At 45.2% G+C, this 25,824-nt stretch carries 23 protein-coding genes; 10 read left to right on the forward strand and 13 right to left on the reverse strand.

Annotated features, from left to right (window positions below):
- The first annotated feature begins 154 nt into the window (after positions 1-154).
- Positions 155-721, forward strand: a complete 567-nt coding sequence (locus OCV37_RS19115; protein WP_038177773.1) for a porin family protein — start codon at positions 155-157, stop codon at positions 719-721.
- Positions 722-1,054: 333 nt separating this feature from the next.
- Here OCV37_RS19115 and OCV37_RS19120 read toward each other — a convergent pair whose 3' ends face one another.
- Together OCV37_RS19120 and OCV37_RS19125 are read right to left on the reverse strand one after the other, a co-directional pair.
- Positions 1,055-1,216, reverse strand: coding sequence for a hypothetical protein (locus OCV37_RS19120; protein ID WP_157634824.1), 162 nt, complete (start codon positions 1,214-1,216; stop codon positions 1,055-1,057).
- A gap of 290 nt (positions 1,217-1,506) precedes the next feature.
- Positions 1,507-2,721: a type III PLP-dependent enzyme gene (locus OCV37_RS19125; protein WP_038177772.1), complete on the reverse strand. Its 1,215-nt coding sequence runs from the start codon at positions 2,719-2,721 to the stop codon at positions 1,507-1,509.
- A 900-nt stretch (positions 2,722-3,621) separates the two neighbouring features.
- Between OCV37_RS19125 and OCV37_RS19130 the strand changes: the two genes are divergently transcribed.
- Complete coding sequence (locus tag OCV37_RS19130; RefSeq protein WP_038177771.1) at positions 3,622-4,698, forward strand: M35 family metallo-endopeptidase; 1,077 nt, start codon at positions 3,622-3,624, stop codon at positions 4,696-4,698.
- Between the two features lie 131 nt (positions 4,699-4,829).
- Here the strand turns inward: OCV37_RS19130 and OCV37_RS19135 are convergent, their stop codons facing one another.
- A complete protein-coding gene (locus OCV37_RS19135) occupies positions 4,830-5,051 on the reverse strand; it encodes a DUF3820 family protein (protein ID WP_038177985.1) in 222 nt (73 codons plus the stop codon).
- Positions 5,052-5,117: 66 nt separating this feature from the next.
- A complete protein-coding gene (locus OCV37_RS19140; protein ID WP_051680198.1) occupies positions 5,118-6,470 on the reverse strand; it encodes a 6-phospho-beta-glucosidase in 1,353 nt (450 codons plus the stop codon).
- A gap of 120 nt (positions 6,471-6,590) precedes the next feature.
- Between OCV37_RS19140 and OCV37_RS19145 the strand changes: the two genes are divergently transcribed.
- Positions 6,591-7,511, forward strand: coding sequence for a LysR substrate-binding domain-containing protein (locus OCV37_RS19145; RefSeq protein WP_038177769.1), 921 nt, complete (start codon positions 6,591-6,593; stop codon positions 7,509-7,511).
- Between the two features lie 208 nt (positions 7,512-7,719).
- Here OCV37_RS19145 and OCV37_RS19150 read toward each other — a convergent pair whose 3' ends face one another.
- Entirely contained in the window at positions 7,720-9,873 is a 2,154-nt protein-coding gene (locus OCV37_RS19150; protein WP_084717370.1) for a TonB-dependent siderophore receptor, read from the reverse strand.
- A gap of 132 nt (positions 9,874-10,005) precedes the next feature.
- Between OCV37_RS19150 and OCV37_RS19155 the strand changes: the two genes are divergently transcribed.
- Entirely contained in the window at positions 10,006-10,884 is an 879-nt protein-coding gene (locus tag OCV37_RS19155; protein WP_038177768.1) for a LysR family transcriptional regulator, read from the forward strand.
- A 33-nt stretch (positions 10,885-10,917) separates the two neighbouring features.
- Here OCV37_RS19155 and OCV37_RS19160 read toward each other — a convergent pair whose 3' ends face one another.
- Genes OCV37_RS19160 through OCV37_RS19175 form a run of 4 tightly spaced genes read right to left on the reverse strand, consistent with a single transcriptional unit; the run spans position 10,918 to position 14,730 of the window.
- Entirely contained in the window at positions 10,918-11,748 is an 831-nt protein-coding gene (locus OCV37_RS19160; protein ID WP_038177767.1) for an ABC transporter ATP-binding protein, read from the reverse strand.
- Positions 11,745-12,788 (reverse strand): FecCD family ABC transporter permease, encoded by a 1,044-nt coding sequence (locus OCV37_RS19165; protein ID WP_038177765.1) that lies wholly within the window; start codon positions 12,786-12,788, stop codon positions 11,745-11,747. Before OCV37_RS19165 ends, OCV37_RS19160 begins: the two co-directional genes overlap by 4 nt.
- A complete protein-coding gene (locus tag OCV37_RS19170) occupies positions 12,785-13,822 on the reverse strand; it encodes a FecCD family ABC transporter permease (RefSeq protein ID WP_038177764.1) in 1,038 nt (345 codons plus the stop codon). Before OCV37_RS19170 ends, OCV37_RS19165 begins: the two co-directional genes overlap by 4 nt.
- A complete protein-coding gene (locus OCV37_RS19175) occupies positions 13,819-14,730 on the reverse strand; it encodes an iron-siderophore ABC transporter substrate-binding protein (RefSeq protein WP_245609082.1) in 912 nt (303 codons plus the stop codon). The genes OCV37_RS19170 and OCV37_RS19175 overlap by 4 nt, the downstream gene beginning before the upstream one ends.
- 274 nt (positions 14,731-15,004) lie before the next feature.
- On the opposite strand from OCV37_RS19175, the gene OCV37_RS19180 reads away from it, so the two are divergent.
- The 3 genes from OCV37_RS19180 (at position 15,005) to speG (ending at position 17,167) form a co-directional block, all read left to right on the forward strand.
- On the forward strand, positions 15,005-15,580 hold the full coding sequence (locus tag OCV37_RS19180) for an MSMEG_1061 family FMN-dependent PPOX-type flavoprotein (protein WP_038177761.1): 576 nt from the start codon (positions 15,005-15,007) through the stop codon (positions 15,578-15,580).
- A 152-nt stretch (positions 15,581-15,732) separates the two neighbouring features.
- Positions 15,733-16,218 carry an acyl-CoA thioesterase gene (locus OCV37_RS19185; RefSeq protein ID WP_038177981.1) on the forward strand — a complete coding sequence of 162 codons (486 nt, stop codon included), beginning with the start codon at positions 15,733-15,735 and terminating at the stop codon, positions 16,216-16,218.
- A 406-nt stretch (positions 16,219-16,624) separates the two neighbouring features.
- Entirely contained in the window at positions 16,625-17,167 is a 543-nt protein-coding gene (gene speG, locus OCV37_RS19190; protein ID WP_038177979.1) for a spermidine N1-acetyltransferase, read from the forward strand.
- A 132-nt stretch (positions 17,168-17,299) separates the two neighbouring features.
- Here the strand turns inward: speG and ppiC are convergent, their stop codons facing one another.
- Together ppiC and OCV37_RS19200 are read right to left on the reverse strand one after the other, a co-directional pair.
- The gene (ppiC, locus tag OCV37_RS19195) at positions 17,300-17,578 is read right to left on the reverse strand and encodes a peptidylprolyl isomerase PpiC (RefSeq protein WP_038177759.1); all 279 of its coding nucleotides are present in this window, start codon (positions 17,576-17,578) and stop codon (positions 17,300-17,302) included.
- Positions 17,579-17,688: 110 nt separating this feature from the next.
- Positions 17,689-19,002, reverse strand: a complete 1,314-nt coding sequence (locus tag OCV37_RS19200; RefSeq protein ID WP_038177757.1) for a methyl-accepting chemotaxis protein — start codon at positions 19,000-19,002, stop codon at positions 17,689-17,691.
- Between the two features lie 393 nt (positions 19,003-19,395).
- Here OCV37_RS19200 and OCV37_RS19205 point away from each other — a divergent pair, with 393 nt between their 5' ends.
- A complete protein-coding gene (locus OCV37_RS19205; RefSeq protein WP_038177756.1) occupies positions 19,396-20,313 on the forward strand; it encodes a chemotaxis protein in 918 nt (305 codons plus the stop codon).
- A 225-nt stretch (positions 20,314-20,538) separates the two neighbouring features.
- Here OCV37_RS19205 and OCV37_RS19210 read toward each other — a convergent pair whose 3' ends face one another.
- Complete coding sequence (locus tag OCV37_RS19210; RefSeq protein WP_084717387.1) at positions 20,539-21,162, reverse strand: aldolase/citrate lyase/malate synthase family protein; 624 nt, start codon at positions 21,160-21,162, stop codon at positions 20,539-20,541.
- A gap of 174 nt (positions 21,163-21,336) precedes the next feature.
- Between OCV37_RS19210 and OCV37_RS19215 the strand changes: the two genes are divergently transcribed.
- Positions 21,337-22,884 (forward strand): DUF3612 domain-containing protein, encoded by a 1,548-nt coding sequence (locus OCV37_RS19215; RefSeq protein ID WP_084717369.1) that lies wholly within the window; start codon positions 21,337-21,339, stop codon positions 22,882-22,884.
- A gap of 41 nt (positions 22,885-22,925) precedes the next feature.
- Here the strand turns inward: OCV37_RS19215 and OCV37_RS19220 are convergent, their stop codons facing one another.
- Positions 22,926-24,287, reverse strand: coding sequence for a diguanylate cyclase (locus OCV37_RS19220; protein ID WP_038177755.1), 1,362 nt, complete (start codon positions 24,285-24,287; stop codon positions 22,926-22,928).
- Between the two features lie 372 nt (positions 24,288-24,659).
- Between OCV37_RS19220 and OCV37_RS19225 the strand changes: the two genes are divergently transcribed.
- Entirely contained in the window at positions 24,660-25,790 is a 1,131-nt protein-coding gene (locus tag OCV37_RS19225; protein ID WP_084717368.1) for a DUF3541 domain-containing protein, read from the forward strand.
- Positions 25,791-25,824: the final 34 nt, after the last annotated feature.

Here is a 25,824-nt window from a genome sequence, read left to right on the forward strand (position 1 = left end):
AGAAGTCAGCAAGAATATAATTCATGATAAACACAATATATTCAGAGGTTTTATTATGTTGACAGGATTAAATTTCTTGAAATAAATGACTGACGCAGCATATGTATCGCACATCAATCATGATGGCTTATTCAAAATCACTAGGAGTAAAAAGATGAAAAAGATCCTTCCAATTCTAGCGAGTACCATGGCTTTAACAACGTTCAGCACCATTTCAAACGCAGCAGTTTTGGACGATGAAAGCGGCATTTATGTTGGTGGTAACTACGGTTATGTAAAGATTGATGGTCAAGACGATTTTGATGATGACAATGACGTGGTGCAAGGATTAATTGGTTTTAAATTAAACCGTTACATTGGCGTCGAAGGAAGCTATATCGACTTCGGTTCGTATGGTGGTAATGTCGCAAACGCGAAGACCGACGGCTATACAGCCGCGTTGAAATTGACCGCACCGATTGGTGATCGCGTCGAACTTTATGCCAAAGGCGGCCAACTTTGGTACACCACGGATTATGACATCTTAGGTGTGAGTGGCAACGAAGATGATGAAGCTGTATTTGCCGGAGCCGGTGTCGGATTTAAAGTTACCGATAACTTCTTAGTCAATGCAGAATATACTTGGTATGACGTCGACTTGAATGCCAACGATATTAATAATGGCGCAGACACCAACACTGATTTAAAACAAGCAACCATTGGTGCTGAGTATCGTTTCTAAATAACTTACTGTCTGACCAGAAATAATATTATCCTTAAACATTAATCTATAAAGAAATACATCGATAAAGAAGCACTCATCATGAGTGCTTCTTTATCGATTATAGGGTGTAATTCATTCAGCTATTTTATTTGGGTTTTCATCCGTTCACGGCTTGTTGAACGCGAATATTCGTCCTGTTTACGGTATGGAAGGTAATAGAAGACATGCGAGGGAGAGATGGAATGAAAGGTAACATTCATTCGGTGGAAGTATCCGACATCATCGGAAAAACCACCGAATACACCAATAATCGTTGCGATTGGGATCGATTTTATCGCAATGCTTAAATGCTTAGACGTTAACCCAAGTTAAGGCCAGCATAAATGTAATCACGGCTGTCACACCAAACATTGCGAAAACACCCGCAAGTTCTTTAACTGTATTGACAACAGACGTGCTCAATTTTGTTTTAGGAATAGTGACATTAATTTGTGAAGAAAGCGTTGAACTCATGACTCGGCTCCTACGGTTATTTTATTTCACAACCAAGTGTTGTTTAGTTCAAATTATCATCAATTTTGTGACTCAAGTCAACATTTATAGTAATAAAATTACAAAAAATTTGTAATTATCACGACAATTACATGAAAAGTTGATGAATTTCAAACAAATAAGTCACCCCGCTTGCAGCACAGCAGTATTGCAACAGATAAACTATCAGGAAGAGGACAGAAGAAAATAAGCCACAGACATAAACTGTGGCTTTGCACATGACATAATAGAACTCAGTGACAGAGGCAGTCTTAACCGATGAGACGTTCTCGACTCACAGCATGTTCATCAAACACGGCTTCATTTAACACGATCGTTTGAGCACGCTTGAAGAAATTAAAATCCGTCGCGGTGGCACTGGTGTAAGCCCCCATCATACAACCGATAACGAGGTCACCATTGTCTAACCGGGGTAACATGATATCTTCAGCTATGACATCAATGCTGTCACAAGTCGGGCCGGCCAAAACACTTGGGAGCAATTCACCGCCTTGCTTCAATGTGACCAGCGGGTATTGTGCATCATCGAACATTAACCCACTGAAAGAGCCATAAATACCATCATCAAGGTAGTACCACATTTGCCCTTCCCTTTCCGCCTGCCCCATAACCGAAGCAACACTCATAACCGCCTGTGCGACGATAAAGCGTCCGGGTTCAGCCAAAACCTGTACGGTCTCTGGTAACTCGAGCAACGCTTCATTAATTGGCATACAGAATTGCTCAATTGGCATCACCTGTTGTGTATAACTAACCGGGAAACCACCACCAATGTCCAGCGTACTCAGAGCCGGTAATCCACGCGCAACGACTTCTTCCATCACGGTATGGCAAGTGCGGATCGCATCAACATACTTCTGTGGGTTAATCGTCTGAGATCCGACATGAAAAGAAAGTCCCTTGATACGAATATTCCATGACTGAGCCGTTTCAATGATTGTCAGCGCCTGCTCGGGAGAACAGCCAAATTTCTTCGATAGATCTGCAAATACGTCTGCGTTCCGAAAACTCAACCGTACCAGTAACTCAACTTCATCCTTGTAAGGTTTGAACTTAGCGAGTTCGTTGAGGTTATCCACAACGAAAACAGAACAGCCGTAGGCTAATGCATCACGAATGTCTGCATCGCGTTTGATCGGATGGGTATGAATAGTACGCTCCGCCGGTACACCTTCTTGCGCGACCAGTTCAACTTCACCACTGGTTGCCAGATCAAAGCTTGCGCCTTCGGCAAGCAGAGTTCTGACTACAACCGGATGCGGCAGTGGTTTCAGCGCAAAATGAAGCGTCACATTCGGTAGTGCATGATTCAGTGCACGATATTGCTGACGAATTGTCTCGCAATCTAGCATCAGTAATGGTGCACCGAACTGTGACACGGATGATTCAACTAAACGAACATCATCAGCAGAAAGAGTTCGAGCAGCAAAAGATTGAAAATTTAATACAGCATGGGCGTGAGCCATCGCAAACCTCCGGGGGACAAACACTTTTCATCGGACTGTTTTTATGAAAAGTGGAGCGTCAATAAAAGCGTTAATACGCTGTCAAAGTCACTCTTGGATAGTTGCTCTATCGCCTTGCCACATAGGTGTGATGTACTCGGATTGGCTATCATCAAGAAGCAGGCAGATAGTAAGTTCATGCGGGGACAGACGCAATAAAAAATAGCCCAGGAAAAGTCAAAAATTTTTTATGGTCAAGATAGTATTTATTAATAGTTATCCCTTCCTTATGAGGCCAACCCGCGTCAGGATTCAATATCGGCTTGAATCATTGAACTGAATCGCTGAACAGACACATGATTATTTCAGCGGACATTGGCGGGCATATTGCAACGCCATGCGAACAGTCGACAATATAAAAACATGCCAAAAAATCAATTTCATGCCTTTTCAATCAGTTAATATTCACCATCAGTTAAATTAATAAGATTATTAATTTAAATCACGCCATCATTGTCTTAATAGCAAAACTATAAACAAAAATTAACTCAATCCAATAATTATTAAAAATAACAATTAAAACACAATCAAAAAAAACCAAACCACAAAATAAAAAATACTTTAAAATCAATATAATAAAAACAAAAATCAAATATAAAAACTTGATTTTTTATTAATAATTAAATAAATATCAACGCATGATTTTATTATTCACCACAAAGAAAAACATTCTGACTTTATTTCAAACTTTACACGTTTACATAAATGAAACATAATTCAAAAAATAGCAACAGGAAGAGTTTCAAATAATGTTTAAAGTAATAAAAATCGACTTTGAACATTCTGAAACGAATGATTGATATCCACTTAGCCGTAATAATATCGATGATTCATCAACCATGAAAAAATGGAGTTTATCAAATGAATAAGGCAACAAATTTATTGTTGAGTGCAATCGTAGGCAGTATGTCCTCTCTGGCTTATGCTAACTCTCTGGATGTCACCATCACTCCTTTAAGTCAATCGTATGGTGAAAGCAGTGATGTGAAAGTCGAACTGAGCATTACAAACAATAGTCAAGATGATGTCGATGTACTCGATTGGTATCTCGTCAACCACAGCAAACTTCAAAAGAATGCTTTCACCGTTACAGTTGACGGAGAAACGGTCGCGTATACAGGACCGATTGTCAAACGCCCAGCCCCGACAGCGAAAGACTATGTAACCTTGTCTGCCGGCCAAACCATGACCCAAACGATCGATCTGTCTTCCTTCTATGATATGACCCGGGAAGGCACATATAACGTTCAGTTTAATGTCACGGCAATGGATTTAATCAAATCTCAAGCAAGATCAAAACTTCAGGCTGAAGATAAAGTCCAGTCACTCAGCTCAAATGGTGTGAGTTTCTGGGTTGAGGGCGTTCACCCAAAGGTCGCGACCATCAATGAATCGGTACTCGATCTTGCTGAACTGGCTGGTGGAATCAGCTATGTAGGTAACTGCTCAAATAGTCAGAAAAGCCAAATCAGCAGTGCTGTCAGCGCAGCACGGAGTATGTCAGGTTCAGCTTATAACTACTACCGAGCTGGCTCTGTGACATCTCGCTATACCACTTGGTTCGGCTCTTATTCAAGCGGTCGTTACAACACCGTCAAAGGACATTTCCAGAAAATATCCGATGCATTACAGAACAAGACAGTCACCGCAGACTGTTATTGTGAGGGCAGCCTTTCCAATGCCTATGCTTACGTTTATCCGAATCAACCCTACCGAATCCATTTATGTAACGCCTTCTGGTCAGCTCCTACCACAGGAACGGACTCAAAAGCCGGAACACTGATTCATGAAATGAGCCATTTCACCGTCAACGGTGGTACCGATGATATTGCTTACGGGCAGTATAATGCTCGTCGTCTGGCACAGTCATCACCGAATCAGGCAGTCAACAACGCCGATTCTCACGAATACTTCGCAGAGAATACCCCGCGTTTATAAGCGGTTACTGTCCCAACCGAAAGCACCACGAGCCGGTGCTTTCGGTTCATTTCCCATGCTGAAACAATCGCTTACCCTCTGGTTCCATGCTTTAGCTATGATTGTGGCAAATCACAGATCCTGCATGAAGTTCAGGATGACTGCTTCAATGGTTTTACGAGACTATCCAACCCTTCGACTTTCAGCGTCAAACAAAGCTGCATCAACTCCCCAAGCTCACCTTGAGGAAATTCGCCCTTATTTTGAAACCACAATAAGTACTCTTCCGGTAAATCAATTAATACACGTCCGGCATAACGGCCAAACGGCATTGTCATCGTTGCCAGTTTCAGCAAACTCTCTTTTTGCAGCATAACGGTTGTCTTCATCTGTTCCGGGGATGAACATTCTAATCGATCTCATATCTCCTTTGCTCTTGATTATTTATATGAGCGTCCGACACCTGAGTTTTGTGCAAACATCCAGCGAAACTGAGGCATATAATCTAAGTTCTCTCTGACCGTTTCTTTCAGCGCGTCGTCTAAGACAGTGCCGGTCATCACGATAGGATTTAATATTAATCCCCGCTTCGCTGCGACTAAATCACCTTCCACTGCGGCTTCAACCGTGAGCGTTTCATATTCTTTCATCAGTTGAATCAGGCGCAAGGTATCATCCGGAAATGGTTCCACATTCAGAGGGAGCGGACCACTTTTGGTAATGAGTGAACTAACTTCGACCACGCAATCATCCGGTAAACCACTAATCGCACCATGATTACGTGTATTAACATGCATCACCGTACGCTTGTCATTATAAATTGAGGCCATCAGCTCACAGGCGGCTTCTGAATAATATTGACCGCCACGTTTTTCTAATTCTTTTGGTTTTTCTGCCAGATCAGGATTTTTATAAATATCAAACAAACGCTGTTCCATTGCTTTGACCACTTCACCGCGAGTCCCCTCACCATCAGCCTCTGCCTGCTCTTGCTTCATGATGTCATCACTGGTGTAGTAATAGCGTAAATAGGCACAAGGTATCATCCCCATCTCTCGTAGCAGATCTTTAGGCCAGTCAAACGGAGGGATATTGGCAGGAACTAATGGATCATGCCCGTTTAAGATTTCATTCATGACCAGATTTAACTTGTCTGTCCCTTCATGCAATATTTTGCGGGCCCAAATCATATGATTGAGACCGGCAACTTGCATAATGAACTCACCTTCATCAGCACCAATAATTTGGGCGATACCTTTTTCCATAATCACCGGGACGTTACATAAGCCAATGGCTTTAATTTGGGTATATTTCAATACCGCTTCGGTGACCATGCCGGATGGATTCGTAAAATTCAGTAACCAGGCATCGGGGCAAAGTTCTTCCATGTCTTGGCAGATGTCTAAAGTCATGGGAATGGTTCGGCAGGCATTGGCAAAACCACCCAGTCCATTGGTTTCTTGGCCAATCATGCCATATTTCAACGCAATTCGTTCATCCCGAATTCGGCCCTCAAGACAACCGGCTCGGAACTGCGAACACACAAAATCGGCATGTTCTAATGCCAAACGACGATCAAGCGTAACGTGCACATCGATGTTCAGTCCTTTATTTTTGATCATGCGTTGAGCGAGCCCGGAAATAATATTCACTTTGTCTTTTCCTGCTTCGATGTCAACGAGCCAAAGTTCAGTCACTGGCAATTCATGGTATCGGTTAATCAGGCCTTCAATTAATTCCGGGGTATAGCTGGAGCCTCCCCCAATCACGACAACTTTTAATTTTTGATTCATTTTGCAATACTCTCTCGTGTGTCCTGCTTGCGCCCATTGCACCTGACAACCCCGACCGCGACAAACGAAATCGTGATACTTATGAATTAATATTTCTAATGCATAGGATGATTTATACACATGGCAGATAAGCAGAATATCTTAGCAAACCTTTACACGTTCAGTGTTGTCGCAAAGTTCTTAAGTTTTACACTCGCGGCTGAAGAATTGTGCCTGACTCAGGGAGCCGTCAGCCAAAGAATTAAAAAGCTTGAAGCAGATCTCGGTTTCAAGCTTTTTATCCGTCTGACAAGAAAACTTGAACTGACTGAAGATGGTCACAGAATGCTCAGAACACTCAGCCAATCCCTGTCAAATATCTTCACTGAAGTGGACGATATTCGCTTCAATGAATTAAGAGGAGAATTGTATATCGGGATCGCACCGACCTTTGCCCACTTGTGGTTAGTCCCTAAAATGGCCGAATTTCAACGTTTGTATCCCTACTTGGATGTCAAAATGCGGGTCAAAGCAAGCAAACTGGATTTTCATAATCAACCGGTTGATATCGCGATTTACTACGGCAATGAAACCCATCCCGATTTTTATCATATTCGCCTGTTTGATGAATACTTAATGCCTGTATGTACACCTGAATATGCACAACGCTTCAATTTATACCAAAGTGAATCGCGTCTAAAAGAAGCCACTTTTTTGCATTGTACCGAGTCGCTGGAATTTTTATCGCCGTTGAGTGAATGGCAGCATTGGTTAAATGCGACGGGGAGAAGTACCGATATTTTAAAACATAAATATGTATTTAATCATGAAGAACTTACGATGGTTGCCGCACAAAATTCAATGGGAATCGCCTTAGGTCGCTATCACACCATTCAATCGTATCTTGAAAGTGGTGCACTGGTTTCTCTCTTTGAACGGATTCCATCCGGATACGGCTATGATTTAATTTGTCCGAAAGGACATGAAACACGCCCTAAATTACAGGCATTCTTAAACTGGATTGAAAAATATATTGAAAGTTACCGCACTGATAACCATTGATATTTTTAACGATAACAATATGATTCGTCTGATTTTGTCACCGATCACAACGCCCTTACGCTTATCCGCTTGCCGGTGATCACGATTGAATCGCTCATAGCATCACATCCAAGTGCGCGTGCAAAGAATGGTTGCATCCACATAAATATGCATACAACCATAAATTGATATGTTTATATCTAGGTGACTGTTACCAAGAGTATTTCAATTACCAGGAATAATTGAAAGCGGCATTCAACGAACGGCCGGGGTTGTAGTAATTCGCAGTACCGGAACCCACCACATACTGCTTATCCGTTAAGTTATGTACATGAAATGACAATTGCGCAGATTTTGAAACACGATAAGCAAATGCAGCATCAAACAACATTGCAGCTTCGCTTTTAGCCGTATTCGCCGCATCAAAATAATAAGTGCCCACGTAACGTGTCCCTAAACCAACATCCATCGATTCAACTGGCAGCGTGTAAAAGCCCCATAAAGAAGCGCTGTGGTTGGGTACAGTCGCAAATTCATTGCCGTCCAGCACATCTCCGTTGCGGGTGCTGCCACGCTCAACTTTAGACTTCATATAAGAATATCCACCCGTCACATTAAAATGATCGGTTATTTCGGCTTTCATTTCTAAATCAAGCCCGCGGACCCGCGTTTCACCGATGGTTTCTTTTTGAATCGAGCCATTATCCTGAACAATCGACATGGTGACGTCATTCTTTTTAAGATCGTAAATCGCAGCAGAGAACAACGCATTCATACTCAAAGGTGAAAATTTCACCCCGACTTCTAGCTGTTCTCCTCGTTCTGGTTTGACCCCAATACTGGGCGGCGCGACAGACTCAACCTGACTGATATAAGTTGACCACGCGTCACTGACTTTAAATGTAAAGGCAGCTCGCAGAGATGTTTCTGAGAAATCGTCGCTAGCATCAACCCGGGTTTTCATGTTTCGACTGGCAAGCGCCATCGAGTCATGCCGAATGCCCAACGCAAGTATGTAACGGTCATCAAGCGCTAAATTTTGCTGTAAAAATATCGACTTGGTCGTGTGGTCTTGATCGGTTTGACTATCAACTTCACCGGTCATTGACAGGCCTGTATACACAGGGCGATTGAGATCGATAGGACTGACCGAGACCTTATCCGTGCCATAGAGCGATGCATCTTGTGTCGAAGCATCACGGTATTCCAACCCCATTAATGTACTGCTATCGATGTGTTCAAAACTCATATCGTACTGCACAATCGTATTGCCAATGATTTGTTTCGACTGAGTATCGGTTCCGAAATAATAACGGGAAATATCACTGCCCGTTCTTCCCTGATAATCATACAAATACACATAACCAAAATCGTCTTCGAGTTTGCTATAGCGCAAGTTACCGCTGAGCGAGATACCATTGTCAAAGTGATGTGTCACTTGAGCGGTAATATTGGTACGTTCAACATCGTGTTTATTGAAGTCAGGCTCCCCATAGAATGCGCTGCGGTCATACTTCCGGTCCAATGGGTAGCCTCCGCTGTTCGGAGTGCCGTCTCTGCCCAAATAGTCGACGATCAGCGTTGCGGTGGTGCGCACCGATGGCTGCCAGCTCATCCCGCCCATGACGAACTGAGAATTATCTTTTGAATAATCGTATTCAAGATCGCTGTCTTTGATTTTAGTAGTAAACCGGTAAGCAAGCGTTTCTGACGCATTGATCGTGTCACCAAAGTCCAACCCAATCTCTTTACTATCAAATGAACCATACGATACATAAGAACGACCAAAGCGTTCAAACTTAGGTCTTTTACTGACGAAATTAACCGAGCCACCCGGATCCGCGGGCCCAAACAGCGTTGAATTCGCACCGCGAATCAATTCAACCCGCTCATACGCATAGGGATCTTCACGAACACTACGCATCGAGCCGAGTGTCATGCCATCCCGATACGTTGTTGCCTGATAGCCTCGAATCATAAAGTAGTCATTCCGATCATCCGAACCGTAATAATCCGTCACCAAACCGGGTGAATACTGCAAAATCTCTTCGGTTGTCGTTGCGTTACGCTGATTGATCTCTTTTTCTGTAATCACCGAAACCAGAGCCGGCGTATCGAGCACACGGGTCGCCACTTTGCCACCGACCCATAGTTCTTCAGCGACCGTGGTATCGGCATCCCCTGCGATGGGCTGCCCGTAAACCGTAATGGTGTTGACACGATGCGCCTGGTCTTGTTGAACCTGATCTTGAGCTTCTGAGCCTGTTACTTCTGAACTTGTTACTTTTGAACAAACAGCGCCTGAATAAGAAAGCGCCGGTACAAAACAGAGAAGTAAGTGCATCGCACGATAACGCGCCTTACCACTACTAATATTTTCCATTTTTAATCATCCCATACGACTAGTTTTTATTGTTATTTCTTACTATTGATAATGCAAACGATAATGCTTATTATTTGTAACAAATAAAATTGATATATAGTTATCAACTGATGCCGAGAGAGAAACCCCCGAATGGAGCTACGTCACCTCAAATACTTTTTAGCGGTCGCTGAGACACAAAACATTCGTCTGGCTGCGCAAAAAGTCCACGTCACTCAACCGGCGATATCAAGAAAAATCAAAGAATTAGAAGCGGAATTAGGGGTGCTTCTATTCGACCGTCTGCCGAAAGGTTTGCGACTAAACCGGGCAGGAAAGATCTATCAGAAACAACTGGGATCCATCATCCGGCAAATCGACGATGCTAACGAACGTGTTCGTCAATTTACACATACCGAATATGGCTCTCTTGGTTTAGGTGCACCAGACTTCGTGCTCTGGGAAGGACAAATTAATCAGAGTATCAATCAGTTTCGCCACGATAATCATGACGTTGAGCTGGAAGTGTATTCAGATACCCCCGCGGTACTGCTGAAACGATTAGAACTCGATCAAATTGACGGTGCCTTTATTTATCATTTCTCTGAGTTGTCTTCGGAATACGCTGTCCAACCCATCGCCCAAGACAAGTTGGTACTGGCTTACCCTGCCAGTTGGAAGCAAACTCTATCACCATCGACCTCAATTGAAGCACTGAACCGATTGCCTTCTGTCCGCTTGCCAAGAAGCGTTGATCCTGAATACTACGACTGGCAAGAAATACTGTTCAACGAAATCGGCTGGGGACCAGAAGTAACCCAATGGGCGCATGGCGAAAGCACCATGCTTGGTTTAGTGGCCGCGGGCAATGGCGTTGCGATTGTCAATGAGCGCCACTTTACCCGGCCATCCAATATGCTGCGTTATACACCACTGGATGTTCTCCCTCACACATCCCCGTTAAGTTTTGTGTATAAAACCACCACGGATAATCCTGCACTGATGGCGTTTTTACAGCTGTTAGCGAAATGAGTATTGTTAGCGAACTGAGTATGAGACGACTTCTTACTGGTGAGCATCGCTCTGATTCAATGACGATTTCAGCTTGTGTCGTCCTACCGGAATCATCATCGGAATGTTCGAAACCGGATCGATGATGATATGATTGTTCAAACCAAATACCGCTTGAATCGTGTCATGAGTCAGTACTTTTTCCGGCTCGCCGTGGGCGTAAATCTGACCGTTGATCATCGCGAGTAATTGGTCTGAATAGCGGGCAGCTAAGTTGAGGTCATGTAAAACCATGACGATCGTAATACCGCGCTGAAGATTCAGGTCCACCAGCAGATCCAAGACTTCAATTTGATGTGTTACATCTAGAAACGTCGTCGGTTCATCCAGCAACAGAATATCCGTTTCCTGTGCCAGCGCCATGGCGATCCAGACGCGCTGACGCTGCCCGCCAGACAGCGCATCCACTTCCCGGTAAATCAGATCAGTGAGTTTTGTCACGGCCAACGCATTGGCAATAGCGGCTTCATCTTTGTGATTCCAGCGAGACATAAAGCCATGATGCGGATGACGCCCCCGGCTGACCAGGTCCCCAACCGTAATACCTTCCGGAGCAATCGGCGACTGAGGCAGCAAACCCAGCGTCCGTGCCAAAGTCCGCGTCGGGCTGTGATGGACCGACTTGCCATCAAGCAACACGTGTCCGTGAGCCGGTGCCAGTAAACGAGACATCGTTCTTAGCAGCGTTGATTTACCACAGGCGTTCGCACCGACAATCGACGTGATTTTTCCCGGCGTCACCTTGAGCGAGAGATCTCTGATGATCGTTTTTTCGCCATAACCGGCAGACAACTGCTCGACCACAAGTTCATGCGCTTTGGTCACAAAGATCCCCCTTTACGATTCACGCGAATAATTAAATAAATCAGGTAAGGCGCACCCAACGCTCCCGTGACCACACCGACAGGGTAACGGCTGGGAAGCAGAAATTGTCCGATGTAATCCCCCGTCAACACCAATACGGCCCCCACTAACGCAGCAGGTATGAGCAATGAGCCGTTCGCACCGACCATGCGAGCCGCGATCGGGCCGGAAAGAAATGCCACAAAAGCGATCGGGCCGGTGACAGCGGTGGCAACGGCAATCAAACCGACCGCACACACCATCACGATGAGACGAGTCAATGTGACATTGACACCCAGAGCCGCTGCGGTATCGTCCCCCATTCGTAATGCTTCTAATGACTGGGTTTGACTCAATAGCAAACCGCCGAAGCAAACCAATGCAATCAACAGTGGCACACTTTGATCAATCTGTACCGAATTCACACTGCCCGTTAACCAACGCATCGCTTCTTGCAAGTCCCATGATGAGGCCTGTGACAACATATAGGCGATATAGCTTTCAATCATTGCGGACATGCCAATACCGACCAAAATCAACCGGGTGCCAGCGACACCATTTTTATAAGCGAGACCATAAACTGCCAGCGCAACGGCCAAGCCAGTCAGAATAGAGAAAAGAGCAACAGCAGAGCCATCCATATGAAGCACAATAATCGCAAACACAGCCGCGGCGCTGGCTCCCGAACTGACTCCCACAATGTCAGGGCTGGCTAAAGGGTTACGCAACATCGTTTGAAATGCGACGCCGGCTAAGCCAAAACTCATGCCGACAAGCAATGAAATTATCGCCCGGGGTAATCGCAAATATCCGACGGTAAAACTGGCTCCGGGAATATGGTCTCCCCGGAGCACCTGCCAGACAATGGCCGGAGATGTATATGACTGTCCCAATACCAGCGTGATGCACCAGACAGATACGACTAAAATCACTAAAACCATGACGATCAACGACCAGCATCGCATACGTTGTCGACGAGCCATTCTCACGCGTTGTAACAACAGTAATTCATCAGACATCATAATTCTCTCACGCGCTGACACCGGACTATCCAGATAAAAAACGGTGCGCCAATCAATGCCGTAACCACACCGACAGATAATTCACTTGGACGAGCCAGAATTCGTCCCACAATATCTGCCAGCAAAAGCAAGCTTGCACCGCCCACGGCGGAAAATGGCAGTAACCAGCGATGATCAACTCCGACGAACAGGCGGCAGAAATGCGGTACAACCAAACCGACAAAACCAATCGGCCCGCAAATTGCGGTTGTCGCGCCACATAATAAAATCGCCCCGAGTCCTGCGGCACCGCGAGCCAGCGCCACATTCTCGCCCAGTCCTGCGGCGAGATCGTCCCCCAAAGCTAAACTGTTTAATTTTCTTGCGGTTACAACCGTAATGGCTAATCCCGCGAGTAAGAAAGGACTCACAAGAAGGATGGTCTCGAACGTGGCACCACCGACACCGCCGATTTGCCAGGACCGGGCACCACCGGCAATATCATTACGAGGTAGCACAACCGCAATGGTGAAACAGGATAAAGCCGCCGAAGTTGCAGCGCCCGCTAATGCAAGCTTTAGTGGCGTTGCGCCGCCCCGCCCGATAGAGCCGATGGTATAAACAAATGCCGCAGTCAGTGCAGCGCCTAAAATCGCCATCCAGACGTAGGTCTGGATTTGATCCATACCAAACCAAGCCAATCCGACAACCACAAAAAATGACGCACCAATATTGACGCCGAGAATCCCGGGGTCAGCGAGCGGATTGCGTGTCACCCCCTGCATCACCGTCCCTGCCAATCCTAAAGCACCGCCGGCAATCACGGCTAATACAGTGCGCGGAATACGCATAGCCACGGCGGCTTCGCCCACCGTCTTTAGGTTACCTTGCATTGCGCTGAAAATTTCACGCCATGACACTTCTCTTGTCCCTAACGCGACAGAACCCAGGCATAAAACAGACAAGATCACCAGTAAACCAATGAGGGTCACCGAGCGAGAAACGACAAAACCTCGCCCTGAAAACGGATCTGGTTTAGCAACAAAGGGGCTCATCGGGCTTTGCGCGCAGCGGCAGCCAACGCCTCAAGATAATCGTCCAGCACCCATGAAATCGATAGCGGGGTCGGATTCGCTGCGGTGGCTAGCACCCCACGCCCCAGCATCACAACTGAGCCATGTTTAACCGCATTCATTTTGGACATCAGCGGGTTACTTGCAAGCGGTTTTAACAAGGCTTCACCACCATAAGTGACGAAGATATCGACATCATTAAATGCGTCAATTTGTTCAATACTGGCTTCACCGGAAAACTGTCCCGAACGACTGAATTGACGAATACTTTGAGGCGAAACAAGATTCAAATCGTTAAAGAATTTCACTCGTGTATCATGTGTGGTGTAAAAGTGCACCACACTCAAATCAGTCGGATCTAAATGGGTGAGAAACATGGCAGATTTCCCTTTGAGTTCCGGATATTTTGCAGTTCGCGATGCGATATCCTGTTCAATCGTCGCAATCAGCTCCTCACCTTGCTTCGCCATCCCCATACCGGTGCTGTTGATGCGAATCATGCTTCTCCAGTCAGTCGACCAAGGTGCATGAGGATATGCCACCACGGGGGCAATCATACTGAGTGTTTCGTAATCGGAACGGCTCAAACCAGAATACGCCGCCAGAATGACGTCCGGCTGCACCGCAGCAACAGCTTCAAAATCAATCCCATCCCCTTCATCAAACAAGGGCGGTGTTTGTGCACCCAATGCGTCCAATCGCGCTTTGACCCAAGGCAAAACACCATCTCCGTCATCGTCACCAAATTTCGCAGCCGCAAAACCAACGGGGACAATCCCAAGCGCCAGCGGCACTTCATGGTTTGCCCAAGCAACCGTCGCAATTCGCACCGGTTTCTGCTGAATGATAGTGGTACCAAAGGCATGCTCAATTTTGATGGGATAGGTCACGCGTTCCTCCGTGATACGATCATCTGCCCAACTAAACGCAGTCATGGAAGAAAACAGGAAAACGCTAAAAACGACTTTGAGATTCAACATACGATTGGCTTCAATTGATGGTTTTAAATTGATAAGAACGGCATCTCGCTGAGATGCCGTTTGACTCTGTCCTATGAGTTAGAACATGATAATGCAAACCAATTTCAAATAATACTAGTTATCATTTACAAATAGTTTATGACTGATAGCCAAACGTAAAGTATCAAAACAGAGAAAGTATCAAATGACACAAATCACGACACTGGAACAATTAAGAGCATGCTATAGCACACCGCACCCGTTAGCGGTGGCTAAAGATGTCAGACACATTGATCAGCACACTCAAACTTTCCTAGAAAGCAGCAGGCTGTTTTTTCTTGCTTCAACCAATCAAGATGGCTTTTTAGACGTCTCTCCTCGCGGTGGCGAAGCTGGATTTATCAAAGTATTGGACGATAAAACGCTGGCTTTTCCGGATAGCCCGGGCAATAACCGCTTGGATACCTTAACCAACCTCATCACCAACCCCAAAGTCGGCTTACTATTTATCGTTCCCGGTATTGAAGATGTCGTGCGCATCAAAGGAACGGCTTCTATCCATATTGATGACGATATTCGTGACCGTTGCCTTGATGGTAAAACGAAACCGAAATTGGTCGTCAAGGTCGCGGTTGATTCTCTGCTCTTTCATTGCCCTAAAGCGCTCATGAAGTCCAAAATATGGCACAACGAAGCGTTTGTAGACCGAGCATTTCTGCCTTCCCTGCTAAAGATTATTCAGGATCAACAAGTCGAGAAAGAACAGCGTGGCGACACATGAAAATGGCCGCCATAGGCGGCGCTCACACGACTATCATATTGACAGGACATCAAAATTCCCGTTTGATGAACTTATCGTAATTTTGCATAAGTTCAGACCATGAATCGCAATATCAATTTATGGTTGTCTCCACAGTTGATGAGGACGTCGATATGACAAATAAAAAAAGAGAGCTCACACTGCGTTTTCTGGCTGAGCCCAGTGATGTAAATTTCGGCGGCAAAGTTCACGGTGGAGCCGTGATGAAGTGGATCGACTTAGCCGCTTATGCCTGCTCTGCAGCCTGGAGCGGAAAATACTGCATTACCGCCTATGCCGGCGGCATTCGGTTTGTCGCCCCGATTTTGGTCGGTCATCTCGTTGAAGTGACCGCTAAAATCGTCTACACAGGGCGTACCTCGATGCATGTCGCGATCGACGTTCAGGCGAGTGATCCTAAATTGCAGGAAAACCGACTGACCACACACTGTATTGTGATCATGGTTGCTGTCGATGAACATGGAAAACCAAGTGAGGTACCAGAGTGGATTCCCTCCGCACCGGAAGATATTGCCCTCAGAGAATCAGCCATCCGTTTAATGAATATGCGTCAGGAAATCGGTGAAGAAATGGAAGCCCATGTTCAATACCTGAAATAACGCACAACCATCACAGGCCAAAGATATTTGGCCTGTCCCCCCTGTCATCGCCAAAGCTGATTCTCTTCCCCCGCGCCACCTTTTGGTCGGTGATCTTCAGGTGTCTGTCCCCGTAAGGTTTCTTCTGCCCATGTTCTGGTCGTCGCTTTCTGATGTCTGTCCTCATTTTCTGATGTCGTCCTTATAAGGTTTCCTGACGTCTGTCCTTACAAGGTTTCTCAACATACTCGAGCGCTCAAGTGCCTGTCCTTACACCACCCTTTCCCCAAGCCACTACCCTTTCCCGGTGACACAAGCTATCTGGTGCCTGTCCTTGCAACGTGCTATGTTATACGGGACATCTGATTCACACCGGCAGATTGATGCCATGAAAAACCTTAATGCAAGATTAACTTCGGATCATCCCATGAAAAGTGAACTTTACCTGCGGGCATTAGAACGTCAGGATCTACGTTTTATTCACAATCTTAATAATAATAGAAATATCATGTCGTACTGGTTTGAAGAACCATATGAATCTTTTGATGAGCTTGAGGAGTTGTATAACAAACATATTCACGACAATGCAGAAAGACGCTTCGTCGTAGAAAATGAGAACAAACAGCTGATTGGTCTCGTTGAGTTAATTGAGATTAACTACATTCACAGAAGTGCTGAGTTTCAGATCATTATCACCCCTGAATATCAGGGAAGAGGTTATGCCTTGGATCTGATCAATAAAGCATTGGATTACTCCTTTACCATTCTCAATCTGCACAAGATTTATCTGCATGTGGCTATCGACAATGAAGTGGCGCTCTATTTGTATCGTAAAGCGGGTTTTGTTGAAGAAGGGCATCTGATTGAAGAGTTCTTTATTAACGGGCGCTATCAGGATGTCAAACGCATGTATATCTTACAACATGATTATTTGAAGAAGACCAAATCACTCTCAGATAAATTAAAATAAGTCATCAGCAGTGAAGTAGAGACGCCATATGTTTAGAGTCGTGTATGCATGGTATGTGCGGAGCGAAAAATGGACAAATATCAAAATGTATGGCGTTCGACCACCAAAAATCAAGAGAGCAAAAATGCCCGCTCACGTCCGATACAACACTTTGATGACGTGCCACCCAAATTTAGTTTTGACGATCTGAGGTTTGAGAACTTCCCCCCGGAAACAAGCTTTGTCAAACGCGGGAACCATCTGTCCCTGACGAAACTCCCCCAAATCACCGCCTTTCTTACCGGAAGGGCATAAAGAATATTTTCGAGCAAGCGTTTGAAATTTAGCGCCTTTTTTCAGTTGCTGTAGGATATCTTCAGCCTGATTCTGATGTTTTACCAGAATATGTAACGCTGCTGCTGTTCTTGCCATAAAAATCGCCTCCCCCGTTTAAAGGACGCGAAGTTTAACGAACTTCATCAATGAAGTCATCATCAATCCTTAGCGACTGTCCTTCCTGCTTATTCTTCCTGTTGATTGCCTTATAATTTCTGATGGAACTCTTCTATCGCACTCACGACTTTTTTCGCACCTTCCTGAATATCAGCCATGACCACACCGGCATCATTCGACAGATGCAAACCGTCTTTCGCTCTCTGCTGCCCATTTTCAATCAGCCCGACAGCACGTTCCGTCAGCTTTTGGTTTTTTGACACCACATCCACGATTTCAGCAGTCGTTTTACTGGTCCGTAAGGCCAGTTCCCTGACTTCATCGGCGACGACAGCAAAACCACGCCCCTGATCACCAGCTCTGGCTGCCTCGATCGCAGCATTCAGGGCAAGCAAATTCGTTTGATCCGCGATACCGCTGATGTTACCGACCAAATCACTGACCTTTTTGGAAAGCTCATCCAGATCCTTAATCCCTTGGCTGGCATGGATCATCTGTTGTTCGAGTTCTTCCATCGTCCGAATCGTATCCTGAACGACACCCTGACCATTCGCAGCTTGCGTATCCGTCAACCGTGAGGTTTCATAAGCAATACTGGCAGCTTCGGAAATCGCCTGTTCCCGCAACATCTGTTCGGTAATCACAGAAGCAAATTTCACCACTTTATATAACTCGCCATGGTTGTTGTGAATCGGGTTATAAGAGGCTTCCAACCACACAGTATTGCCATGTTTATCAATCCGTTTGAATCGATCCGAGATAAAATTTCCCCGCTTCAACTCACGCCAAAAGTCTTCATATTCAGGAGAGTTATAGAGCTCTGGTTCACAAAAAATACGGTGATGTTTACCGATGATTTGTTCTTTTTTATACCCCATCGTGCGCAGAAAATTATCATTTGCCGTCAACACATGCCCGTTAAGATCAAATTCAATGACAGCGGTTGAACGCAGCAATGCGGCAATCATATCTTCATGCTCCCTTGAAGCACGAATCGTTTGTGTCAGTTCCGAAGCATAAAGTAAAAAGTATTGTAGCTGCTTAGCTGTATCGTAGATTGGCTGTAAAATGGCCCGTAACCAAGATTCTTCACCATTGCCTTTTTGCAGTTGTAGCGCGCCATTCCAGTGCTTGCCTTCCTTCAGGGCACTATTCAAACGCTGATAATGTCCGGTCGAACGCTCTTTCGGTGGCACCATATCGGTGAGTTTACATCCTTCAATATTGTGTGACTCGTACTTCATCTCTTTACAAAAAAGCGAATTGACCGAACTCACCATGCCAGATGGAGTCAGTTTTATGGTTAACATCTCTTTGCCAAGGCTGTCATGCATCTGTTTGATCATATGAAGCTCTTTCTTCAAAGCTTCATTCTCTTTGATAAGGGAACGGTTAAAAAACATGAAGGATACCTCTTTCTCAACACCAATAGACAAGACTCCTTTTATCATAGTAGACATTTTTCATATCGACACAGTTATACAAATGTTACAGCGTGTTAAAAGTTATCAAATCATAAAGATAGCAAGCCTACAAAATGCTGAGGACACATCACGATAGGTTGATACAACCACTGCTCTCCTATCACGAAATCGCGGCTAAAACGGCCGGAACAATCGATAAACTGCCATTTTGCAGTATGCTTATGAGTAAGTGTATGATATTTGCAATTACACTTGGATGTGATGTGGGTTCCGGGACGAAACCCGAGAGGTAACTCAACTTACCAGTGAAACTCGCATCTTAGCGCCATTTAAGTATATTATTGGCGTAAGTATTTTTTAAGGTAACTCGTCATGGCGAAAACCGTTAGTAAAGCCAATCAATCGCAAGGGATGTTGATGTTTACACTCAATCTGAAACGTCAGCTGTTTGCAATTGGCACCTTAAAGATTCGAGAAATTGTGTCCTATCAGCCAATGACACAGATCCCGTATTCTCATCGTAATGTTGTCGGCACGGTCACAATTCGTAATATGACCATTCCCGTGATTGATATGGCTGCGGCAATTGGTTTCCGACCCATTCCGCCGGAGGAATATCAGAATTGTTATTTGATCGTCACTGATTGCTTGCGTACCGTTGTTGCATTTATGGTTCGGACGATTGAAAAAATCATTGAATGTGACTGGCGTTCAATTGAGTCGGCTCCGTCAACAGCCGGACATCATATCTTTGTTACCGGCATCACCCGTTACCAAGACAATATCGTCCAAATGCTGGATGTTGAATTGCTTCTGTCAAAAATATATCCGCATTATGAATCGACCAAAATCCCGATCCTGACTGACGTGGAACGAGAAAAACTCAAATCCTTTAATATATTACTCGTCGATGATTCCAGTCTGGCCCGCAAACAGCTGGCTGATGCACTGGATGGCATCAATATTCCATATGAAATTTGCAGAAACGGTGCAGAAGGTCTGCAATTGATGCGTAAACGGGCGGAACAAGGCTCCCCGATCGATATTCTGGTCAGCGATATTGAAATGCCGGGGCTTGACGGCTATGAGTTAGCATTCGAAATCCAAAATGATGATACGCTAAACCACGCTTATATTATCCTCCATACTTCTCTTTCCAGTGAAATCTGTGTTGATCGTGCCCGTCAAGTCGGTGCCCATCAAGCCCTGGAAAAGTTTCACGCAACGGAGTTAGTCGAAGCCATGCTGCGCGGAGCAACGAAATTGCAAGAGCGTGCTTTTAGTAGCTAATCATTTTAGTCGCGGATCATTTTAGCCACGAATCAATAGCAGTTAATGGTTGCGTTTATTGGTGGATAAATTGAGTGAGTAGGTATTGATTGATTCATTCATAAAAACGGCCGGTCCACACGTCAATCGCGTATGAATTGGAATTGCTCAGCAATCCATACGCGATTCTTTATATCAACTCAATAATATGAATAAACGGATGTGAAAGCACGGGGCAAAATCGCATCAGGCACTGAATGAGTCAAGATTAAAACTGATACCCAGTTGATAATCTGCTTCATCTTTAGACTGATATTCTTTATTTTCGCTACAGACCTGAGGATGTCCTTGTCCGTCAGCTTTCACCAAACTCACCCAATGGCGCAAGCCTAACGTTGCATGACTTTCTGAAGCGACGGAGTTTAAGTGGGTGTAAGTTTCCAACTGAATATCGTCAACTAAAACCAGCTCCGGCATTCCTGTTCCTTTACTATTGCCCAATGTCACTTCAACATGACATCCATCACCATTACGGAACAAAATGGCTTCTGGGCCATTGCGGTCACCGAGATAGGCAACGAAATGTTGCGGATAACGCAGCCCGGTATGACGCCCGTCGTGAAAATAAGCCGTCAGATGACGGTAATCAATCACATACCCGGTCACATCACTATGTGATCCTTCATGCAACGGGAAAAGCTGGTCCAGTAACTGCTTCGCCTGAAGCTGCTTCTCTTGTGTCTGTTCTGCTCCTAACGATTCCACGGACATGACCATTTCAGTAATAAATTGACCCGATTGTTGCTCATATGACGAGTCATTTGATTTTAACGCACGATCCGTCTCTAACGAATTTTGTAACATTGGCATATTCATGTATGCATCCCCTTTGCAGCAAACTCTCTCCGTTTCACATTTTCCGTTTCACAAAGTCACACCATCGAATATTCTTTATTGGCTGTATCGTGATTTTGCTTACTTTTTAGACTAATCTATTTTTATACATAATTTCACAACAAAAATTTTACAGTGTGAATTTTACAAATGACCGCATCTAAAAGCTTAATCCGACAGTCTCACTTTCTTGGTACCAAGGTCAGGAATTTGAGGAAACGTAATCATCTGACAATGGAAGATTTGTCATCTCGCTGCATTCGCCTCAATCCGGAATATGCACCTTCGGTGTCTTATCTCTCGATGATTGAACGGGGAAAACGGGTCCCAAGCTTTGAGATGCTGGCAGTGATCGCTGAAGTCTTTCAAAAAAGTCCCCAGTGGTTTCTCGACGATCAACCGGAACAGATCGACATCACGCCGGATAAAGGCAGTCGGGGCGGCATCAGCGGGATGGCATTAGAACCCAGCTTTTTGTTTTCACAAGATATTCTTCAGATTGCGATCCCGGAGATGTTGTCGCAAACAGGCATTACCGGCCGTCAGTTTGCTCAACTCCTCATTCGGGCGCATCAGGAAAGTCTGCAAAATCATTTTCCGGATTTGGAGCGCGCAGCAGAAAATATCGGGCTCAAAAAGTTGAATCTGACGGTTGAAGATCTAACGGATATTGCCAGACATTTAGGCCTCGGAATTCATTGGTTTTCGCAAGCCTCGCAAGAGGTTCAGGATGAATTGGGTCTCTCCGCCAGACAATTAATCACGTCTTACTTTGAACCACCGAACAAAATTTATCTCAATGACGTGATGAAGCATCACCCGACTCGCCTCAAGTATGATCTGGCGGTCTACATCGGCCACAATATTCTGCACAGCAAAGATGGCTGTAAAACCGTTCTCTCAATCGGCCATACCAGCAGTTGGGAAGATGTAGCAAATCCACAGACCAGCTATGAACTCAACTCAAAAGATATTTTACAAGCTTGGCGGGACTTCGAATCAAGCTTTTTTGCCGGCGCGCTACTCTGCCCGAAAGTTCCTTTCCGGCAACTGCTGGATCGCAATGGCTATGAAATCAGCGTCCATCAAAAAGTCGGGGTTTCTCCATCCGTCGCAATGCGTAGAATGACGGTGGTCTCTCCCTATCCATACTGGCATTACTTTGATGCCTATGGAGAAGGAAAGCTGAAAGCCGTCTACCGTGGCAACGGTATCCCGCTCCCTTGGGGCAATATGAGGACAGTCAACGACCCTTGCCAGCACTGGGCCGTATTTCGCCAATTGAAACATCCGCAGTCATCCAGCTCTGCTCAGATTTCCTTGCTCAATGTCGGAGATGAGCCTCGAATCTACTGTTGTGAGTCACTGAATCTTGTGGATCCTGCGGGTAACAATCGCGTGCTATGCGCCGGCATTGATCTGAATCCGGCGATCAATGCTCAAGGAGGCGATGCACAACAAATGGCGATGGAACTCAAAGAGTCTTGTGTCAGAAATGGCGGGATGTCCGCCATACCGTCAGTAATTCAGAATGAGCTGACGACGCTTGCCAAAATACTCAATATCAAGTGGATAGAACGCGGTATCGTCAACGATGCCCGGCTCATTTGCCCCAGAGGCAGTGTCTGTCCCCGTAAGCCAAGCTGTTACGACTCAGCAAACACGGCCCCCGGGGACATTATCGTCACGGATCGATAATCCGCTCGGGGGACAGTCGATTGTTCTGAGTGTCAAAGGAATTAGGATGCGTATTTTTCGTCATACATTTCATTATCAGCATGATGAATCATTTCGTTAACGCTCTGCATTTCTGGCCGGTAGCAGGTATAACCGACACTGATGCCCACCTGTATTGCGAGCTCACCACAGATCACCGGAGTCACGCTAACCGCGTGACGTACCCGATCCATAATTTTCCGCAAGTCTTCCCCCTTTTCTCCCCCTTTGAGCAAGACTAAGAATTCGTCACCGCCAATCCGTGCAGCACAATCGTTGTCCCGAATCGCATTTTCAATCCGCCGGGCACACTCCACCAACACCAGATCCCCCACATTATGCCCATAGGTATCATTAATCGTTTTGAATTTATTGACATCAATACACAAAAGGGCAAAACCGATCGGCTGTTTGGCTCGTTTTTCCCGTTCGAAATACCGGTTCAGTTCATTCATAAAATAACGACGATTTGGCAGATGAGTGAGCTCATCATACAAAGAGAGGCGGCTCGATTTATCGTAAAGACGATAAATCACCAGAAAAGAAGCAATGAGGCATATCAAGAGCAGATAGCCAATCACCCGCACAATATTGGTCTGAAACCAAGGGACTTGATCAAGGATATTCACATTGTCCTGTTCCGCAATTGCGATACTCCAGGAACCATGCGGAAAATAGATCATTTCCTGGGCAAAAGCATGCTTGAAAACATCAGGTTGTCCCCAGAACACCGGGCCCTGCTCTCCCGAACTGTCTTTCCCGCGGATCGCAATGTCATAACCGGGCAGAACCTTATCGACCTCAAGGGACTGAAGCAAACTATCGATATCAATGTCGACACTAATCACGCCCCAATAAAATTGATTGTATGGCGGGTCAAGAAAAACCGGACAACGTGCAATAATGACCTGTTCGCCTTCTCCTCGTGTTATCGGACCGGCAATAAAAATTTCTTTCAGTTCATGGGCTTGTTTTACGGTTGCCCACTGTTCAGGTATCGTCCGAAAGTCCAGCCCAGCAACATTGTTATCTTCTTCCAGCGGGTAGACATATTCAATAATATCATTGGGTGCAAGACTGAGTGATCGAATGTATTTTCCTTGTTCCATGATGCGCTGAGAGACTTTTTCCCAACTCTCTGCCACCGTACTGGCATTCACAGTCGTCAACGTTGACAGGCTTTTCGCTACATAGATATCGGCCAGAATTGTTGCTTCCAGCTTAAATCGAATAATCGAAAGTTCCTCCGTTGTCCGGCTTTGAATTTCTTGACGCATCACCTCTTGATGACGCTGGAAAATAAACTCAACCAACACAATCAAAATACAGGCAAGTAAAACCAGAAAACCAATCACTGTCCATTTTTTGAACAGAACGTCGCGCATATGCTCCTCTCCCGTGAGGGACTGGTATGAATATGTTACATTCCTCCAGCCATGAAATGATCACTGACGTGATCAGTCGACAAAAAGAGCACTCTGACATTAAAAATTTATTAAAATCAAACTGTTCATATCAGAATAACTACTTCTAGTCAGTAAGAACGCCCCACTAGTGATTTTGTTGTAAATAAATGCAATATAAAACAAGCGCAAACCTGATTTATTTTTTATTTAAAATATCAAGAATCACGATGCAGAAGTACCGCAACAGCCGTCCAATACGATAATTTCACAGACTTATTGCACTGCGCTAACATAGCTGATTCTACGATTGCATAAGTTTTATAAATCATCCTCTGTAGACTGGGTCGACGTATGTTAAATAAATGTGGCATCGCTTCAATTTTATTCATCATATTTACCTTTCAGTGCATTGCGACACCCAATACGCAGTTGGCAACACCAGCGGCAAACGAAGCGACAACATTTCCCCCCAGTTTTCAGGATTCAGCGGATCAAATCGCGGCGTATTATGAACAGCGCCTCTATACACTCCCGGCTTTCAAAGCGGGCCATTATGCACTCCGGATGTACCGACAAACATTAGATAACAAGTACGCCGCCGGCATTTGGCAGGACATGGCCCGAGTGGCTAGTTCCCTGAACCACTTTGCTCATGATGTCGCGACACCAGAAGCCATTTATCTCTATTCACAACAGCGTCTGTCCTCGTATCAGGGGAGCCAAGGCGAACGCTCTCGGCTACGGTATGCCGTCACCAAACATCATCCGGAATATCTTTATTTAGGCGTCGATTTACTCGGTGCAATGGCTCGGGCCGATGAGTATGGGCTGAAGCACAAAAATGATAAGCAACTCCGTCAGATTCTACGTCGCTATGATTTCAGTCTATACGCCACCGATCCACAAATGATCAAGGCATGGGCAGCCCAATTAGCCAATCAAGTATTCTGGCTCAAACAATTGGGGGAACAGGATGTTGTGCAAGCGTTTATACAAACATTTCGCAAAACATATCCGGATGATCAGGACACAGCCCTGTCCAAGCAGCAGTATGAGAATAAGATTTATGGCATGACACACATCATCATTGCGGCTTCAGGTTATTATCAACATAAAGTGTCAGCGGCAGATTATCAGTGGATTTACCACTATTTTCGCACCAATATCGAAACAATTATTGCGCGGTCAAAACCGGATGTCATCGCAGAAGTCGGGCTGAGTTTTTTGCTTGCGGGACTTGATCAGGATCCGGTTGTCACCCAGACCAGACAAGCAATTCAGGAAGCGATTCCGCCATTAAAGCAGATGATTCCTTCGGAGGAGGAGAATTTTAATCTGGCGGAAGGAGAGCATCGTAACCTGCTCGCGATCATGCTGCTGGGATGGCAAAAGCCTCATGCAGCACCTAAGTATCCTCAGCATCTGGAAATATTCAGCAATATACCGTACGGGCTTGAGCCAAGACAAAGTGCAGCGAATTAATTCAATCCGGTTACCGTTATGACCATACCAATCA

Origin of the sequence: Vibrio rhizosphaerae (genome assembly GCF_024347095.1) — a bacterium.
Taxonomy (GTDB): domain Bacteria; phylum Pseudomonadota; class Gammaproteobacteria; order Enterobacterales; family Vibrionaceae; genus Vibrio; species Vibrio rhizosphaerae.

Excerpts from the sequence above, each read along its gene's own strand:
- OCV37_RS19115 (WP_038177773.1), top strand. The coding sequence starts at position 155 with ATGAAAAAGATCCTTCCAATTCTAGCGAGTACCATGGCTTTAACAACG.
- OCV37_RS19120 (WP_157634824.1), bottom strand. The coding sequence starts at position 1,216 with ATGAGTTCAACGCTTTCTTCACAAATTAATGTCACTATTCCTAAAACA.
- OCV37_RS19125 (WP_038177772.1), bottom strand. The coding sequence starts at position 2,721 with ATGGCTCACGCCCATGCTGTATTAAATTTTCAATCTTTTGCTGCTCGA.
- OCV37_RS19130 (WP_038177771.1), top strand. The coding sequence starts at position 3,622 with ATGAATAAGGCAACAAATTTATTGTTGAGTGCAATCGTAGGCAGTATG.
- OCV37_RS19135 (WP_038177985.1), bottom strand. The coding sequence starts at position 5,051 with ATGCTGCAAAAAGAGAGTTTGCTGAAACTGGCAACGATGACAATGCCG.
- OCV37_RS19140 (WP_051680198.1), bottom strand. The coding sequence starts at position 6,470 with ATGAATCAAAAATTAAAAGTTGTCGTGATTGGGGGAGGCTCCAGCTAT.
- OCV37_RS19145 (WP_038177769.1), top strand. The coding sequence starts at position 6,591 with ATGGCAGATAAGCAGAATATCTTAGCAAACCTTTACACGTTCAGTGTT.
- OCV37_RS19150 (WP_084717370.1), bottom strand. The coding sequence starts at position 9,873 with ATGGAAAATATTAGTAGTGGTAAGGCGCGTTATCGTGCGATGCACTTA.
- OCV37_RS19155 (WP_038177768.1), top strand. The coding sequence starts at position 10,006 with ATGGAGCTACGTCACCTCAAATACTTTTTAGCGGTCGCTGAGACACAA.
- OCV37_RS19165 (WP_038177765.1), bottom strand. The coding sequence starts at position 12,788 with ATGATGTCTGATGAATTACTGTTGTTACAACGCGTGAGAATGGCTCGT.
- OCV37_RS19170 (WP_038177764.1), bottom strand. The coding sequence starts at position 13,822 with ATGAGCCCCTTTGTTGCTAAACCAGATCCGTTTTCAGGGCGAGGTTTT.
- OCV37_RS19180 (WP_038177761.1), top strand. The coding sequence starts at position 15,005 with ATGACACAAATCACGACACTGGAACAATTAAGAGCATGCTATAGCACA.
- OCV37_RS19185 (WP_038177981.1), top strand. The coding sequence starts at position 15,733 with ATGACAAATAAAAAAAGAGAGCTCACACTGCGTTTTCTGGCTGAGCCC.
- speG (WP_038177979.1), top strand. The coding sequence starts at position 16,625 with ATGAAAAGTGAACTTTACCTGCGGGCATTAGAACGTCAGGATCTACGT.
- ppiC (WP_038177759.1), bottom strand. The coding sequence starts at position 17,578 with ATGGCAAGAACAGCAGCAGCGTTACATATTCTGGTAAAACATCAGAAT.
- OCV37_RS19200 (WP_038177757.1), bottom strand. The coding sequence starts at position 19,002 with ATGTTTTTTAACCGTTCCCTTATCAAAGAGAATGAAGCTTTGAAGAAA.
- OCV37_RS19205 (WP_038177756.1), top strand. The coding sequence starts at position 19,396 with ATGGCGAAAACCGTTAGTAAAGCCAATCAATCGCAAGGGATGTTGATG.
- OCV37_RS19210 (WP_084717387.1), bottom strand. The coding sequence starts at position 21,162 with ATGCCAATGTTACAAAATTCGTTAGAGACGGATCGTGCGTTAAAATCA.
- OCV37_RS19215 (WP_084717369.1), top strand. The coding sequence starts at position 21,337 with ATGACCGCATCTAAAAGCTTAATCCGACAGTCTCACTTTCTTGGTACC.
- OCV37_RS19220 (WP_038177755.1), bottom strand. The coding sequence starts at position 24,287 with ATGCGCGACGTTCTGTTCAAAAAATGGACAGTGATTGGTTTTCTGGTT.
- OCV37_RS19225 (WP_084717368.1), top strand. The coding sequence starts at position 24,660 with ATGTTAAATAAATGTGGCATCGCTTCAATTTTATTCATCATATTTACC.